Origin of the sequence: Qipengyuania sp. NPDC077563 (assembly GCF_044901345.1) — a bacterium.
Classification (GTDB): domain Bacteria; phylum Pseudomonadota; class Alphaproteobacteria; order Sphingomonadales; family Sphingomonadaceae; genus Qipengyuania; species Qipengyuania aestuarii.
In genome coordinates, this window is the sequence record NZ_JBJDPC010000001.1 from 571,897 (window position 1) to 586,451 (window position 14,555).

The window sequence follows — 14,555 nt, forward strand, 5'->3', positions numbered from 1 at the left end:
ACGGATGTGTCTGAACGCAAGTATAGGCGTGCTTGAAGGCGAATGCCAGTCAGGCGTCGCGTGAAGTATTCTCTTCATCATCAACCGGCCCGCTTTCGTCCCCAGTCAGCTCCTCATAGGCTTCCTCCACCGGGTCGAGCAGGCCGGTCGCGCGCAATTCCGCTAATCCCGGCAGATCGCGGCGGCTGGAAAGCCCGAAGTGATCGAGGAATTCGGGCGTGGTGGCATAGATCGTCGGGCGTCCCGGCACCTCGCGACGCCCGGCAATCTTCACCCAGCCCGCTTCCATCAGCACATCGAGCGTACCGCCGCTCGTCTGCACCCCGCGGATCGATTCGATCTCGGCCCGGCTGACCGGCTCGTGATAGGCGATGATCGCCAGCACTTCGGTGGCCGCGCGTGACAGGCGGCGCAGCTGTTCGCGCTCCTTGCGCAGGAGATGCGCCAGATCGGGCGCGGTCTCGAAATGCCAGCGTTTGGCGCGCTCTACCAAGTGTATGCCCCGTCCCTCGTAGAAGGACGCAAGAGCCTTCAGCGCCGCGCGCACTTCGCTTTTGTCGACATCCCCCAGGAAGCTTGCCAGCGCATCGACGCTCATCGGGTCTTCCGCCGCGAACAGCGCGCCTTCGATGGATCGTTGGAGCGCGTTCACTGGACCCGCCGCAGCCGCATGGGGCCGAAAGTCTCGTCCTGCGCGATTTCGGCACGGCCCAGCCGCGCCAGTTCCAGCGCTGCCACGAAACTCGAAGCGAGCGCGGATTTGCGCAACCTCGGTTCCGCATGAGGCGGAAGGAATTCGCGTAGTTCCATCCATTCCAGCGTCACGCCGAGCATGTTCGAGACGCGGTCGAGCGCGGATTCCAGCGTCATCACGGGCCGTTCGCGCACCATATGGACGGCCGGCGCAGTGCGCGCCTTGACCCTCCCATAGGCCTCGATCAGGGCGAACTGGTCACATTCCCAGCGCGTCTTGCGAACGATATCCAGTCCCTCCGGAGCGCCGCGAAGGAAGACATCGCGCCCGATCCGGTTGCCCCCCAAAAGGCGGCCTGCGGCCTCGCGCATCGCGCCGAGCCGCTGCAACCGCAGCTGCAGCTTCAGCGCCAGTTCTTCGGGGCTGGGTTCTTCCTGCTCGTCCTTGGGCAGGAGCATGGCCGATTTAAGATAGGCGAGCCACGCCGCCATCACGAGATAGTCCGCCGCAAGCTCCAGCTTGAGGGCTTCGGCCTGTTCTATATAGTCGAGATATTGTTCGACCAGCGCGAGGATCGAAATTTCCCGCAGATCCACCTTCTGCCGACGCGCGAGGTCTAGCAGCAGATCGAGCGGCCCCTCCCAGCCTTCCAGTTCCAGATAAAGGGCGTCGCTATCACCCGCGTCTTCGACGGCCATGCCGGGCGGCTGGTTATCTTTCTCCTGCGGTGTCTCCGCAAAGAGAAAGCCGCTGTTCACGCAGCCTGCTCCGTTAATGCCAGCAGCGCGTCGCGCTTGGCGATAAGGTCCGCTGTCTCGATTTCGTCCGGCTGATCGCCCATCGCGCTGTGCACGCGCTCGAGCCTTTGCGCTGTCTTTTCCGCCATATCCGGGAAACGCTCGGCAATCTGGCGCTGGTCATCCATATTGGCCCAGCAATTGAGAATGATGTCGCAGCCAGCAGCCAGCGCCGCCGCACCGCGATCGGGTATGGTGCCTTCAAGCGCCTGCATGTCGATATCGTCGGTGAGCAGCAGGCCATCGAAGCCGATCCTGCCGCGGATTATCTCGACGATCACCGTGTCGGACAATGTCGCCGGATTGCTGTCGTCCCATGCGGTGAAGACGATATGCGCGCTCATGCCGAGCGGATGGCCAGCCAGTTCGCGGAACGGCGCGATATCCGTTTCCAGCTCAGCGTCGCTGGCGGTCACGACGGGCAGTTCTTTGTGGCTGTCCATCGTCGCCCGGCCATGGCCCGGCATATGCTTGAGGCACCCCACAACGCCGCCTCTGGCCATGCCATCCAGCACGGCCCGGCCCAGCGCTGCCACCTGCATCGGCTCGCTGCCGAGCGCGCGATCCCCGATCACATCGTCGGTTTCAGGGCGCCGGACATCGAACGGGGCGTGGAAATCGACCGTCACGCCGACCAGCGCCAGTTCCCGCGCGATAGCTTCGGCATTCACGCGTGCGGCTTCTATTGCCGAGGCAGGTGCGATCTCGAACAGCCGCGAAAAGGCTTCCCCGGCCGGATATTTCGGCCATTCAGGCGCTTTCATGCGGGCAACGCGCCCTCCTTCCTGGTCGATCGATACGATCAACCGATCCCGCCCGTGAATGGCCTTCAGATCGTCGGTCAGGCGCCGCATCTGCTGGCGGTCGATGCAATTCCGGCCGAACAGGATATAGCCGGCAGGATCGGCGTCCTTGAAGAAGGCACGCTCGTCGGCGGAGAGTTCTGGGCCGGCAATGCCGAAGATGGCGGGTGTCATGGCGATAAAACTGCGATCTTTTTGGCGTCAGGCCAAGCAAATCGCGGCCATCAGGTGTGGAAAATCAGACGGAAAAGCCGTGACCACCGGCTATTTGACGAAGCAGGCCAGCCCGTCGTTCTGCAGCCGGTTGCACAGCGAACGCGCTTCGGCATTGCTGCCGGTCAGCGCCTGCAGCCGGTAGACGGTGCCAATATCCACCTGGGCTTCAGCCACCCGGTGCCGCACGCCGTTCAGGACCTCTGTCTGCCTGATGAGCCGGCCCCATGCCTCTTCTGCATCGGCGCGCTTCGGATAAGCGCCTACCTGCACACTGGTCCCCTTGGCGGGTTCCGGACTGCGTGGCCCCTCGTTCATGGTCGTGGCTAGCGAGGGTGCGGCGGTTTCTGCTGGTGCGGGCTCGACGGGCGCCGGAGTGGCCGGCTTGTCGGCCAGCTTGCTTTCGCGCCGTTTTCCCTCGCCCACGGCAAAGCTGGTGTCGCCGGTGCCGGCAAATTCCTTGCCGCCGGGATTTTCCGGTCGTGTCTTGTACGGCTCTGCTGGCGCTTCGACCACGCTGCCGTCCGCCGGGGGCTCGTCGCTGGTTACGCCCATGGTGAACCATGCCGCGCCGACGAGGGCGGCGACGAATAGAAGCGAAAATACGCCGACCATGATCAGGCGCGAGGTGGCGAAACCAGTCCCGCGCTCATCCTCGTCTTCCGCTTCAAGCCACGGCAGTCGCTCGTCGCTGTCGATCAGTTCGAGATCGGTATCTTCCCAACCCTCTCCACGCTCATATGGCCCGGTTGCCATCGATCTACATCTCCTCGACTGCCTCGACACCCAGGATGCCGAGGCCGTTGCGGATCACCTGTCCGACCTGTGCGGCCACGAACAGGCGCGCTGCGGTAAGTTCAGGATCGTTGTCCTGAATGATCCTTTTCGCCGGATCATCATTACCCGCATTCCAGAAGCTGTGGAAGGCCGAGGCGAGATCGCCGAGGAAGAAGGCGATACGATGCGGTTCGCGGGCCTTGGCGGCCGCTTCGACGACGCGCGGGAATTGAGCAGCTTCGCGCACCAGCGCAAGCTCGTCCGCGCCGAGGCGGTCGAGATGCGCATCGCTCGGCTCGACACCAGCCTTGCGCAAGGTGGAACGGATACGCGCATGCGCATACTGGAGATAGAAGACAGGGTTGTCCTTGCTTGCCTCAACGACCTTGGCAAAGTCGAACTCCATCTGGGCTTCGGGCTTGCGGGTGAGCATGGTGAAACGCACCACGTCCTTCCCCACTTCCTGCACCACATCGGCCAGTGTCACAAAGGTACCGGAGCGCTTGGACATCTTCACCGGCTCGCCATTGCGAACCAGATTGACCATCTGCACCAGCTTCACATCGAAAGGCACATCGCGGCCGGCGCCCTTGGTCAGCGCGGCAACGGCGGCCTTGATCCGCTTGACCGTGCCCGCATGGTCCGCCCCCCAGATGTCGATCAGCGCATCGGCGCTTTCCGCCTTCTGGAAGTGATAGGCGAGGTCTGCGCCGAAATAGGTCCATGCGCCATTCGATTTCTTGATCGGACGGTCCTGATCGTCGCCGAACTCGGTCGAACGGAAAAGCGGCAGTTCGACCGGTTCCCAGTCTTCCGGCGGAGACTTGCCCTTGGGCGCTTCAAGCACGCCGTCGTAGACGAAGCCATGTTCGCGCAGCCAGGCTTCGGCCTCGGCTGGCTTGCCCGCTGCCTGAAGCTTGGCTTCGGAGGAAAAAAGATCGTGATGGATACCGAGCAGCGAAAGATCCTCGCGGATCATGTCCATCATGGCGGCGACCGATCGTTCGCGGAACAGCTCCAGCCACTCGCTCTCGGGCGCGTCCTTGAACCTATCGCCGAATTCCTGGGCCAGCCGCTCGCCGACCGGCTTCAGATAGTCACCGGGGTAGAGGCCTTCGGGAATTGCGCCGATATCTTCTCCCAGCGCCTCGCGGTACCGCAGATGCACGGAGCGGGCGAGGACATCGACCTGGCCGCCGGCATCGTTGACGTAATATTCGCGCGTGACCTTGTGGCCGGAAAATTCCAGCAGTCCGGCCAGCGCATCCCCCACCACGGCGCCGCGGCAATGGCCCATGTGCATCGGGCCCGTGGGGTTGGCAGAAACATATTCGATATTGACGACTTGGCCGCCCCCGATCCCCGACCGGCCGTAATCGTCACCCAGCGTGGCAATTGCCGACAGTTCCCGCAGCCAGGCGGTTTCTGCCAGCCGCAGATTGATGAAACCGGGGCCGGCGATGCTCGCCTCGGTGATATCGGGCTCGCGGTTCAGATGCTCGACGATAAGCTCGGCCAGGGCGCGCGGATTGGTCTTGGCCTGCTTGGCAAGGACCATCGCGGCATTGGTGGCGAGATCGCCATGCGAGGGATCGCGCGGAGGTTCGACCGTGACGCCCGATCGGTTCGCTTCGGGAGGAAGATGTCCTTCCATCTCGAGGGCGTTGAGAACAGCGTCGATTCTCGCCGCGAAACCGGCGTGCAAAGTCTGGATGTCGGACATAGCTGCGCGCCTAAACGAATGGCGCGAAATGGCAAGATGCTAGGCGCCAGCCCGGCGCCTGGATGATCTCACCGCGTCGCGTTGTAACGCAGCTGATCCTGGGTGAGCTGGAAACCGACCAGCATTTCGAAAGTCGCCCGCTGCACCGCCGCCCGCACTTCCGGATCGGCCAGCGGATCGACCGCTGCATCGGGATCGCCCGCCTCACGCTTGCGGGTAATTTTCTCGCGAATGTCCTCGGGCAAGGTTGCATCCGCGCGGTTCACATAGGCCGCGGCCTTGCCGCTGGCCATCGCGCGCTCTTCGCCATCGGCAAAAGTGAGCGTCACCGTTCCCAGCCGCTTCGAGATCACTGCGCTACCGCCGCGAAGGACGGTGGAGAAATAGGGCAGTTCGACCGAGCGGGCGCCGGTAACATCGCTGCGCCGTGCGACGACATTGAAAGTCGCCTCGGTGTAAACCCGGTCACCCGTTTCGTTGCAGGTCGAGGTGAGATCCGTCATCGAAGCGGCCACATCGAGATCGGCAAGTGTGCGCGATGTCGGGCTGCGGAACAGCGTGATGTCGCCCGTATAGTCGGGAATGCCTACTGCGGGACAGGTCGTGCGGACTGCGGTGATCCCCGCGCCGCCACCGTCAACCACCAGTTCACCGGAGGTTTTGCAACCTGCCAGCGCAAGGCCAAGTCCCACAGCGGTCAGGAGGCGATTACGGGTGATCATGTCGGCGGCATTCCTCATGTGTTCGTATGCGTACCCCTCGGCGGGGCTCGCGTCCCCTAGCTTGACGCGATGCAAAGCGCTAGGGGGGCACATATGAACGCTCCCTTTCAATCCCCGAACGGCGCTGCTCAGGCCGGAGATCCGCGCCTGCCGCTGAAATTGCTGATCGCCGCGCCGCGCGGTTTCTGCGCAGGCGTCGACAGGGCGATCGAAATCGTTGAACGCGCGCTCGAAAAATACGGGAGGCCCGTCTACGTCCGTCACGAGATCGTCCACAATCGCTACGTGGTCGACTCGCTCAAGGCCAAGGGCGCCATTTTCGTCGAAGAACTGAGCGAAGTGCCTGACGATGCGCCGGTGGTGTTCTCTGCGCACGGGGTGCCCAAATCGGTGCCTGCCGAAGCGGATCGCCGCAAGCTCCTCTATGTCGATGCGACCTGCCCGCTGGTCAGCAAGGTCCACCGCCAGGCCGAACGCCAGATCGAGAAAGGCCAGCACATCCTGTTCATCGGCCACGCCGGTCATCCCGAAGTCATCGGCACCATGGGCCAGGTCCCCGAAGGCCGCATCACACTGGTCGAGACTGTGGATGATGTTGCTGAACTTCCGTTCACCACTGAGGACGATCTGTCCTACCTCACGCAGACCACTCTGTCCGTCGACGACACGCGCGAGATCACCGATGCACTGGAAGCGCGTTTCCCGCAGATCGTTGCGCCGAAGGCAGAGGATATCTGCTATGCGACCAGCAATCGTCAGGCTGCGGTCAAGATCATCGCGCCCTCCTGTGATCTCGTCCTCGTCATAGGTGCCCCGAACTCGTCCAATTCCGTAAGACTGGTCGAAGTGGCTGAACGATTGGGTACTGATGCTCGCCTCATACAGCGCGCCGACGAGATTCAACCCGCATGGCTCGAAGGGGTTGGAACCGTCGGCCTGACCGCCGGGGCCTCCGCACCTGAGAAGCTTGTCCGCGAAGTCGTGGACCGTCTGTCCGAATGGCGATTGGTCGAAGAAGAACCGGTCACTGCAGCGGAAGAAACGATGGTGTTCAAGCTGCCCCGCCAACTCACCGAGTAAGTGGCTGTCTACACTCATCTTGGGGCAGAGGATTTCGCTCGCCTGATAGCGGAATATGATGTCGGCGATCTCGTTTCGGCCAAGGGCATCGCGGAGGGTGTTTCGAATTCAAACTGGCTGCTCGAAACCACCCGGGGCCGCTACATCCTCACCATGTATGAACGGCGCATAGATGTTGCGCAGTTGCCCTTTTTCCTCGGCCTCCTCGATCATCTTGCACAATCTGGCTGCGCGGTGCCGGCCACTATTCACGATCGGCATGGTGCTTCTCATCACGAAATAGACGGTAAGGCTGTCGCCCTCATCGAGTTTCTTCCCGGCGTTTCGCCAACTCGCCCAACACCCACACAGGCAGCAGCGGTCGGTTCAGCGTTGGCATATGTGCATCTCGCCGGGCAAAGCTTTGGCGAAAGACGGGCGAACGATCTTGCACCAAAGGACACGGCCGCAATCTTACGAGACAGCGATCCGGCGAAGCTCACGGATATCGATGGCCGGCTTGCTGGTATTGCCGAGCGAGCCGACAGACTCGTGGCCCGGTGGCCACAATCGCTGCCCTGCTCGATTATCCATTCAGATCTGTTTCCGGACAATGTCTTGATGTTGGACGGGACCGTCTCAGGGATGATCGACTTCTATTTCGCTGCATATGACATGATGGCCTACGATTTGGCCGTGACCCATGCCGCCTGGTGCTTCGGTGCCGATGGTACTAACTTCGATCGTGCTGTCGGCGAGGCGATCATTCAGGGTTACGAAGCGGTAAGGCCGCTGACAGCGGAGGAACGAGAGGCGCTGCCCGTTCTGGCGGAAGGTGCCTGCTTGCGATTTGTGGCCAGCAGGGCCGAAGACTGGCTCAACACCCCAGCCGATGCCCAGGTACTCCGCAAAGATCCTATCGATTTTCTTCGCCGATGGGATTTCTACGCCGAAAAAGGTGCTACCGCGTTTGCCTGATGCCGATCGCGCGTTAAGGGCATGCGCAATGAAACGGATCGAAATCTTTACCGATGGCGCCTGCAAAGGAAACCCAGGACCGGGTGGCTGGGGTGCTTTGCTACGGATGGGAGAACACGAAAAGGAACTATCGGGCGCCGAGCCGCAGACCACCAATAACCGGATGGAAATGACCGCGGCGATCAGGGCATTGGAAGCGCTCAAAGAACCTTGTGAGATTACCCTCCATACAGACAGCACCTATCTGATCGATGGCATCACAAAGTGGATTCACGGGTGGAAGAAAAAAGGCTGGAAGAACGCGGCGAAAAAACCGGTCGTAAACGAGGATCTATGGCGCCAGCTCGATGATCTTCGCAGCAAACATCAAATCGAATGGCAATGGGTGAAAGGTCACTCTGGCCATGTTGAGAACGAACGGGTCGATCAACTGGCGAGTGACGCGGCGGAATCCATAGGCAGGCGCAAGCGCAGCTAATAAAATCGGGATGGATCATAAAGTGATGCATCAAGGCATCGGGTCATTTCGTCACATGGTTCGCCAAGTAATAGCTGCGCGACCAATCTGGCGGCAGCGGGTGATGTCTGAATGCCGAAGCCGCCCTGCCCCGCGAACCACGCAAAGCCTTCCACGCGAGGATCGAACCCGTAAATGGGCAGCCGATCGGGAGCGAAGCTGCGCAGGCCAGCCCAACGCTTCTCAACGGCTTCGACCTTCCAATTTACAACCTGCTCCAATCGGTGGATCGCCGTCGCGACTGCTAGCTCTTCCGGTGCTGCGTCGCATGGCTCACTCGGTGTTTCATCATGCGGGCTCAACCAGAGCCGACCGGCTTCAGGTTTAAAGTAGAAATTGCCCGAAATATCGAGCACCAGTGGTTGATCAGGTGCCGGCGCTGGATCGGTGCGAAGCTGAACCACTGTGCGGAGCAGAGGCTGAATTCCAATAGCGCTCGCACCAACCCTCACCGCGACATCATCCGCCCACGCACCCGCCGCGTTAACAAGAACCGAAGCGGCAAAGATCCCGGCCTTGCCGCAATCCAGCCGCCAAGAATTTTTGATCCGATCTGCAGTCTTTAAGGCCGCCCGGCATTCCAAATCTACCTTCTCTGCTCGGCAAAGCGCCAGGAAATGAGCATGCAGACCGGCCACATCAATGTCAGCGCAGGCAGGCTCCCAAATACCACCTGTCCAATCGGTCCGCAGCCCAGCCACGTGCGTGTGTAGCATCGAGGCGCCCACTCGCTCTATTCCCGCTCCTGTATCCGAAAACCGGTCCATGAAGCTGGCGAGACGTTGCTCATCCGATTGCCTGCCGATGTAGAGAGCCCCGCGCCTGATGAGAAAACCGTGGTCCCGCAGATATGCGCCAGACGCCAGCGTCAGCGGGACAATTTCCGGACCGCCGTAACATTCGTCCCAGAAAGCTGCGGATCGGCCCGTCGCATGGTAACCAGGCTGATCCTCTGCCTCGAGCAGCAGGACACGAGCTCCATGCTGCCCAAGTTCGGCCGCAAGGCTCGCGCCGGCAATCCCGGCCCCGATGATGGCAAAATCATAAGTTTTCACTTCGGTCGGGGTACCACCCGATTGAGGAATTCGGAGATAGCTTGCATCGCCCGGTGACGCACGGCGGGAATCTCACGCAAGATTTCGTGGCGCGCCTCGTCGCCGAACGCAACCAATTCACCATGCGGCAAGCGAGTGGAAGCTCGCACCGCAGCCTCATGCTTTACCAGTTTGTCGTTCGAAGTGGAAATTATCAGGACCGGAACATTTACCCTTTCCATGGCCCCCGGCGCCTCCAGCTTGCGGATCGACGCGTAGGCCTGTTCGACCCACCTCCAACTTCCCGGCCCCATAATCAGATACGGCCTGTTTTCGCGCCAGTATAGTTCATCTTCATAACGCGCGTCGTCATGTGTGAGCAGGTCGCGCCTGCGTGAAGGCATTTCCCCGGGCTTCTCGCTCCATTTCCAAGCCTGTCGCTGAGGCGACCCGATACGGGTCATCAAGCGTGCGACGGAATGAAGTATTGCGAGAGGCAGTGGAGGCCCGGCCATCTCGAGCATCGGAGCCGACAGGACAACCGCGTCCGGGTCCACTGTTTTTTCGACGAGCGCGCGGGTCACGATGTGACCACCCATTGAATGACTGATCAACACATGCGGACCGGGCGTAGACCTTTTCCAGGCCCTCCAGAAGTAGGACAGATCGGCGACCCAATCGCCAAAATCTTCCACATGTCCGGTCACGTCGTCATTTCCCAAACGCCCGGACCCCGCCTGACCGCGCCAGTCCGCTGCTGTAACCGCCCACCCGGCCCGGTGCCATTCTTCGAGGCTTTCGAGATATTTTTCGAAAAAGTCGGTGCGGCCGGGAAGAAACAGGATCGATCCGCGCTTCTCAGCGCCAACCCCGGGCCAATCGATGCGGCGCAATTCGTGTCCATCTTCCGCGAACCACTTGCGCTCGACGGCATGGACTGGAATCGTCCGGCGCTCGATAGGCGCAGCGCTTTGCGAAGTCAGCGGGGCGGGAATGGGAAACCTCCGTTAGACGCGATACACATGGTTACTTTTTAGTAAGCATGTATCTGTAGACACACCTCTCGATAGAAGTTCGGGACGGTGCAATGGACAATGTGATTTTCACCTATGTGCTGCTCGGCGCCTTGGCAATGGCGCTGATAGTAGCGGCATTCACCGACCTCAAAAGCCGGATAATCAGCAACAGGCTGAATGTCGCTATCGCAGTGGGGGCGCCTCTGTTCTGGTTGGCAACTGGCTTGGAGGTTTGGCCCGGCATCGCCTTTCAATTGGGCCTGGCAGGAATCACCTTTGCCATCTGCGCTCTCTTTTTTGCCATCGGCCAGATGGGCGGAGGCGATCTCAAGCTTCTGACGGCGCTGGCGCTCTGGTTTCCGCCAATGGAATTCGTCGGGCTCGTGCTGATCATGGCAATGGTCGGCTGGGTATTGACGCTGGTCATGGGCATTTGGGGCGTATCCCGCTCTAATATTGTCGGCGCGAAACCCCTCAGAGACACCGCGATCCTGATTGGCTGCACACTCATCGCAGCAGTCTTCGCAAGCTCCATTCTCGGAGGACCCCGGTTCGCTTTACCTCACGCGCTTGGCGAATCGGTCGACAGCAATGTTGGCGTGACGATCGCCATGGCGGTGGCACCAATCGCGTTGCTTGCGCTGGTCACTCTCGCTTCGATCAAAATCATTCGCCGGCACAAACACCAGCCGCGCATACCGTATGGCCTGGCCATCTCCATCGCTGGCCTATGGGTCGTAGCCACCGCGCTTGGACCGGATATTGCGCCAGTCCTTGCGGGCTGAAACGCGATTTTAACCAATCGCTACTTAAGAACAAAGTCATACCCGCCCGCATCGAATCTGCCGGGCTAACTGAGAGGGCTGACAAGCCATGGATAGGAAGAAACTGGTTCTGCTGGTAAGTGCACTGATCGTTGCGATCGGGACCGCTCTTATTGCACGCAGCATCTTTGCAGGCGCTGCCGCCCCGCAAGCGGAGGCCGCGGCGGTCGTGGAAACTCAAGGGCCGAAGGTTCTTGTCGCGCAGCGAGCTCTGCCCGTCGGCACTATCATTACTGCCGACGCGATCGGCTATCAACTTTGGCCCAAAGAATTGGTTCAGGACGCGTATTTCCTCGACGGAGAGGCGGACATAAATCAGTTGCTCGGCACCGTCGTACGCTATGCTGTGACAGCAGGCGAACCGGTTACCCAAGGTTCGCTAGTCAGTCCAGGAGATCGCGGGTTCCTTGCGGCTGCGCTCACCCCGGGAATGCGCGCGATCACTGTTCCAGTCGATGCGAAGGCCGCGGTTGCAGGCTTCATCTTTCCTGGGGATCGTGTCGACATGGTTCTGACGCAGACGGTTTCGGGAGAGGGCTCTGCCCTCAAGGCTTCGGAGACAATTCTTCGCAATCTTCGTGTACTCGCGACAGACCAGTCGACCAGCCAAGAGGTTGTGGAAGGCCAAACCCAGGTCAAATCATTCCGTACTGTCACGCTCGAGGTAACTCCGACGATCGCCGAAAAGGTTGCCGTGGCGCAAACACTAGGCTCACTCAGCTTGGCGCTCCGCCCTCTCGCCGATAGCCATAGCGAACTAGAGCGCGCCATCGCATCCGGTGACGTTGTCATTCCGGAAGGCGCTTCACCAGCAGAAGAAGAGCGGCTTCTCCGCGAGATCGCGAGCCGCCCTGATGACGGTAAAAGCACTTTTGTCACCGGTGGCGACGTCTCTCGCTTCCAGCGCAGTTCGATGCCAGCCCAAGGCCGCCCTGCGCCATCTGGCGGTGGCTACGTTGAAAACGGTGCTCCAGTCCGTAGCGGCCCCACGGTTACCGTAACTCGCGGGAAGCGCAGCGAAGATGTCAATATCGGTGCTGGAGGCCTAGCAAGGGCAGTCAGCGGCGGCGTAGCCAACGCGGGGCAAACCGTCCCGTCCGCCATGAGCACCATCCGTTAAGAACGAAGCTGACAAAAAGTCACTCTAGGGGCAAGTCCATGAAACGTCGTCTCACCACCAAACTGCTGTTTGCCAGCATCGCGCTGGCACCGCTAGCCGCTGCTCCAGCGACCAAGGCAACGGCCCAGTCCATAATCCGTCCCAATCAAGACATCGTACTTTCGATTGGGCGCGGGGAGCTAATTAATGTTCCTGGTTCGATGTCGGATGTCTTCATTGCGGATGATGGCGTGGCCGATGTCCAGATCAAATCGCAACGGCAGCTCTACCTTTTCGGCAAAGCGGGAGGTGAAACGACTGTCTATGCGAGCAATGCGTCCGGACAGATTATCTGGTCCGCAAATGTGCGCGTCGGGTCAAACATTTCCAGCATCGATCAGATGTTGTCTCTCACGATGCCCGAGGCAAAGATCAACGTCGCGACGATGGGAACGAATACTGTTCTCCTCACGGGTACAGTAGCCGCTCCGGAAGACGCCGCCGATGCGCAGATGTTGGTGGAGGCCTATGTGGGCGATGACGTGAATGTCATCAGCCGACTGAAAATGGCGACTCCGCTACAGGTCAACCTTCAGGTCCGCATCGCCGAAGTAAGCCGGAGCGTGGTAAAAGCCATCGGCATGAACCTGGCGACGGCCGACAGTACGAACGGCTTCCAGTTCGGCGTCGGTCAAGGTCGAGGGGCTATCAGCCAATTTCAGCCTAGTTACGTCAGTCCAATAACCGGAGAGCGTGTTCAAGGTCCGCTGGGAGTTGGCCGGAATTTCGAGGGTGAGGGAGCCACTCTTATAGATCAAATAACCCCGGGCACTACTCTCGGCGCTTTCGGCAATTTGCTCGGCCTAGATATAGGTGCCGCTCTTGATCTTGCAGAGACGCAGGGACTTGTTACCACTCTTTCACAACCCAATCTCACTGCCCTTTCAGGGGAAACAGCTGAATTCCTCGCAGGTGGCGAATTTCCCATCCCCGCCTCTGGCGGCTTGGGCACAACCAGCATTACTTACAAAAAGTATGGTGTGAGCCTTGCGTACACGCCAGTGGTTCTTGCGAACGGCCGAATTTCAATACGTGTCCGGCCCGAAGTTTCGGAATTGTCGAGCCAAGGTGCCATCTTGATCGATGGCTTTCAGGTTCCGGCACTTACCACTCGGCGCGCCGAAACGACGGTGGAGCTTGGCTCGGGCCAAAGTTTCATGATTGCGGGACTTTTACAGAACAACTCCCTGAATAATATCGAAAAAGCGCCTGGCTTGGGCGACGTTCCGGTGCTCGGCAATCTTTTCCGCTCCACCAGCTATCGCCGGGGCGAAACCGAATTGGTCATCGTGGTAACTCCTTATTTGGTAAAGCCGGTCAATGCGAATGACATCGCACTCCCAACTGATGGGTATCTGAAGCCAACCGAATATCAGAGATTGTTGGAGCTTCGTGAAGCACACGGCGTCTCCGGCGGTGCGCGCCCAGTACCCACTACCAAAACGATCGATGCGAACCCTCAAGTTTCGCAGGCCGAACCCAGTTTGGCTGGTCGATTGGCGGAAAATGCCACCACCTCGGAACATCACAATACCGTAGCCGCAAAGCCAGGCTTCAGTTTCGAATGAAGGAGATGAAAGCAATGCGCTTTATCGATAAACGCTCGATTGCGGCTCCGCTCGGACTTACGTTCGCTCTGATGTTGAACGCATGCGGTAGCGCGACCACGGACAACCGCTCGCTGTACAGCGTCAATCAGCCGGTGATCGAGAGATCAAACTTCACGCTTGACGTTCAGTCGAACGGAGGCGGTCTACCAATCAGCGAAAAGCAACGCCTTGCCGACTGGTTCGAAAGCATGAATATCCGCTACGGAGATAGAATAGCTATCGATGACGGTACTGCAGGGAGCGCTGTTCAAAGCGAGATCGCCGCCATTGCCGGAAGGTACGGCTTGCTGCTTTCGGAAGGCGCCCCGCTGACAACCGGCACCGTACCCGTTGGGTATACGCGAATTGTAGTAACACGGAGCACGGCGTCAGTTCCGGGATGCCCAGACTGGTCCAGAACAGCAGAGTTCAATCCTAAGAATGCAACCAGCTCTAACTATGGTTGTTCGGTAAACTCCAACCTCGCTGCCATGATCGCCAACCCCGAGGATCTTGTCCAAGGTCAGCAAGGTACAGGCGAAACGGTCGTAACCACTTCGACTAAGGCCATAAGAAGCTATCGTGACCAAGCGCCTACTGGTGCTGAGGGACTACCTCAAGTTTCTACCGGAGGAGGCCAGTAAGCCATG

15 protein-coding genes are annotated in these 14,555 nt (G+C 60.0%); 7 read left to right on the forward strand and 8 right to left on the reverse strand.

Translation table 11 applies throughout. The features are described 5' to 3' along the window. Window positions 1-49 precede the first annotated feature (49 nt). From scpB to ACI2I1_RS02870, 6 genes are all read right to left on the reverse strand, one after another. Window positions 50-652 (reverse strand): SMC-Scp complex subunit ScpB, encoded by a 603-nt coding sequence (scpB, locus tag ACI2I1_RS02845; protein WP_404677819.1) that lies wholly within the window; start codon window positions 650-652, stop codon window positions 50-52. Beyond that, entirely contained in the window at window positions 649-1,392 is a 744-nt protein-coding gene (locus tag ACI2I1_RS02850; protein ID WP_404678324.1) for a segregation and condensation protein A, read from the reverse strand. The genes scpB and ACI2I1_RS02850 overlap by 4 nt, the downstream gene beginning before the upstream one ends. Window positions 1,393-1,448: 56 nt before the next feature. Next, window positions 1,449-2,468 (reverse strand): beta-N-acetylhexosaminidase, encoded by a 1,020-nt coding sequence (gene nagZ, locus ACI2I1_RS02855; protein ID WP_404677820.1) that lies wholly within the window; start codon window positions 2,466-2,468, stop codon window positions 1,449-1,451. A 90-nt stretch (window positions 2,469-2,558) separates the two neighbouring features. Then, on the reverse strand, window positions 2,559-3,263 hold the full coding sequence (locus ACI2I1_RS02860; protein ID WP_221542821.1) for an SPOR domain-containing protein: 705 nt from the start codon (window positions 3,261-3,263) through the stop codon (window positions 2,559-2,561). A 4-nt stretch (window positions 3,264-3,267) separates the two neighbouring features. Further along, entirely contained in the window at window positions 3,268-5,007 is a 1,740-nt protein-coding gene (gene argS / locus ACI2I1_RS02865; protein ID WP_404677821.1) for an arginine--tRNA ligase, read from the reverse strand. 68 nt (window positions 5,008-5,075) lie between these two features. Continuing rightward, a complete protein-coding gene (locus ACI2I1_RS02870) occupies window positions 5,076-5,729 on the reverse strand; it encodes a hypothetical protein (RefSeq protein ID WP_404677822.1) in 654 nt (217 codons plus the stop codon). Between the two features lie 93 nt (window positions 5,730-5,822). Here ACI2I1_RS02870 and ispH point away from each other — a divergent pair, with 93 nt between their 5' ends. Genes ispH through rnhA form a run of 3 tightly spaced genes read left to right on the forward strand, consistent with a single transcriptional unit; the run spans window position 5,823 to window position 8,244 of the window. After that, window positions 5,823-6,809: a 4-hydroxy-3-methylbut-2-enyl diphosphate reductase gene (ispH, locus tag ACI2I1_RS02875; RefSeq protein WP_404677823.1), complete on the forward strand. Its 987-nt coding sequence runs from the start codon at window positions 5,823-5,825 to the stop codon at window positions 6,807-6,809. Further along, entirely contained in the window at window positions 6,810-7,766 is a 957-nt protein-coding gene (locus tag ACI2I1_RS02880; RefSeq protein WP_404677824.1) for a homoserine kinase, read from the forward strand. 28 nt (window positions 7,767-7,794) lie between these two features. Then, window positions 7,795-8,244 carry a ribonuclease HI gene (gene rnhA / locus ACI2I1_RS02885; RefSeq protein ID WP_404677825.1) on the forward strand — a complete coding sequence of 150 codons (450 nt, stop codon included), beginning with the start codon at window positions 7,795-7,797 and terminating at the stop codon, window positions 8,242-8,244. Here rnhA and ACI2I1_RS02890 read toward each other — a convergent pair. Together ACI2I1_RS02890 and ACI2I1_RS02895 are read right to left on the reverse strand one after the other, a co-directional pair. After that, on the reverse strand, window positions 8,241-9,338 hold the full coding sequence (locus ACI2I1_RS02890; RefSeq protein ID WP_404677826.1) for an NAD(P)/FAD-dependent oxidoreductase: 1,098 nt from the start codon (window positions 9,336-9,338) through the stop codon (window positions 8,241-8,243). The genes rnhA and ACI2I1_RS02890 overlap by 4 nt on opposite strands. After that, window positions 9,335-10,210 (reverse strand): alpha/beta fold hydrolase, encoded by an 876-nt coding sequence (locus ACI2I1_RS02895; RefSeq protein WP_404677827.1) that lies wholly within the window; start codon window positions 10,208-10,210, stop codon window positions 9,335-9,337. The genes ACI2I1_RS02890 and ACI2I1_RS02895 overlap by 4 nt, the downstream gene beginning before the upstream one ends. A 218-nt stretch (window positions 10,211-10,428) precedes the next feature. Between ACI2I1_RS02895 and ACI2I1_RS02900 the strand changes: the two genes are divergently transcribed. The 4 genes from ACI2I1_RS02900 (at window position 10,429) to ACI2I1_RS02915 (ending at window position 14,549) form a co-directional block, all read left to right on the forward strand. After that, window positions 10,429-11,118 (forward strand): prepilin peptidase, encoded by a 690-nt coding sequence (locus ACI2I1_RS02900; protein ID WP_404677828.1) that lies wholly within the window; start codon window positions 10,429-10,431, stop codon window positions 11,116-11,118. Between the two features lie 88 nt (window positions 11,119-11,206). Continuing rightward, entirely contained in the window at window positions 11,207-12,277 is a 1,071-nt protein-coding gene (gene cpaB, locus ACI2I1_RS02905; protein WP_404677829.1) for a Flp pilus assembly protein CpaB, read from the forward strand. A gap of 38 nt (window positions 12,278-12,315) precedes the next feature. Further along, the gene (locus tag ACI2I1_RS02910; protein ID WP_404677830.1) at window positions 12,316-13,884 is read left to right on the forward strand and encodes a type II and III secretion system protein family protein; all 1,569 of its coding nucleotides are present in this window, start codon (window positions 12,316-12,318) and stop codon (window positions 13,882-13,884) included. Continuing rightward, on the forward strand, window positions 13,881-14,549 hold the full coding sequence (locus tag ACI2I1_RS02915) for a CpaD family pilus assembly protein (protein ID WP_404677831.1): 669 nt from the start codon (window positions 13,881-13,883) through the stop codon (window positions 14,547-14,549). The genes ACI2I1_RS02910 and ACI2I1_RS02915 overlap by 4 nt, the downstream gene beginning before the upstream one ends. The last annotated feature ends 6 nt before the right edge of the window (window positions 14,550-14,555 follow it).

Excerpts from the sequence above, each read along its gene's own strand:
- argS (WP_404677821.1), bottom strand. The coding sequence starts at position 5,007 with ATGTCCGACATCCAGACTTTGCACGCCGGTTTCGCGGCGAGAATCGAC.
- ispH (WP_404677823.1), top strand. The coding sequence starts at position 5,823 with ATGAACGCTCCCTTTCAATCCCCGAACGGCGCTGCTCAGGCCGGAGAT.
- rnhA (WP_404677825.1), top strand. The coding sequence starts at position 7,795 with ATGAAACGGATCGAAATCTTTACCGATGGCGCCTGCAAAGGAAACCCA.
- ACI2I1_RS02870 (WP_404677822.1), bottom strand. The coding sequence starts at position 5,729 with ATGATCACCCGTAATCGCCTCCTGACCGCTGTGGGACTTGGCCTTGCG.
- nagZ (WP_404677820.1), bottom strand. The coding sequence starts at position 2,468 with ATGACACCCGCCATCTTCGGCATTGCCGGCCCAGAACTCTCCGCCGAC.
- ACI2I1_RS02915 (WP_404677831.1), top strand. The coding sequence starts at position 13,881 with ATGAAGGAGATGAAAGCAATGCGCTTTATCGATAAACGCTCGATTGCG.
- ACI2I1_RS02910 (WP_404677830.1), top strand. The coding sequence starts at position 12,316 with ATGAAACGTCGTCTCACCACCAAACTGCTGTTTGCCAGCATCGCGCTG.
- ACI2I1_RS02860 (WP_221542821.1), bottom strand. The coding sequence starts at position 3,263 with ATGGCAACCGGGCCATATGAGCGTGGAGAGGGTTGGGAAGATACCGAT.
- ACI2I1_RS02850 (WP_404678324.1), bottom strand. The coding sequence starts at position 1,392 with ATGGCCGTCGAAGACGCGGGTGATAGCGACGCCCTTTATCTGGAACTG.
- cpaB (WP_404677829.1), top strand. The coding sequence starts at position 11,207 with ATGGATAGGAAGAAACTGGTTCTGCTGGTAAGTGCACTGATCGTTGCG.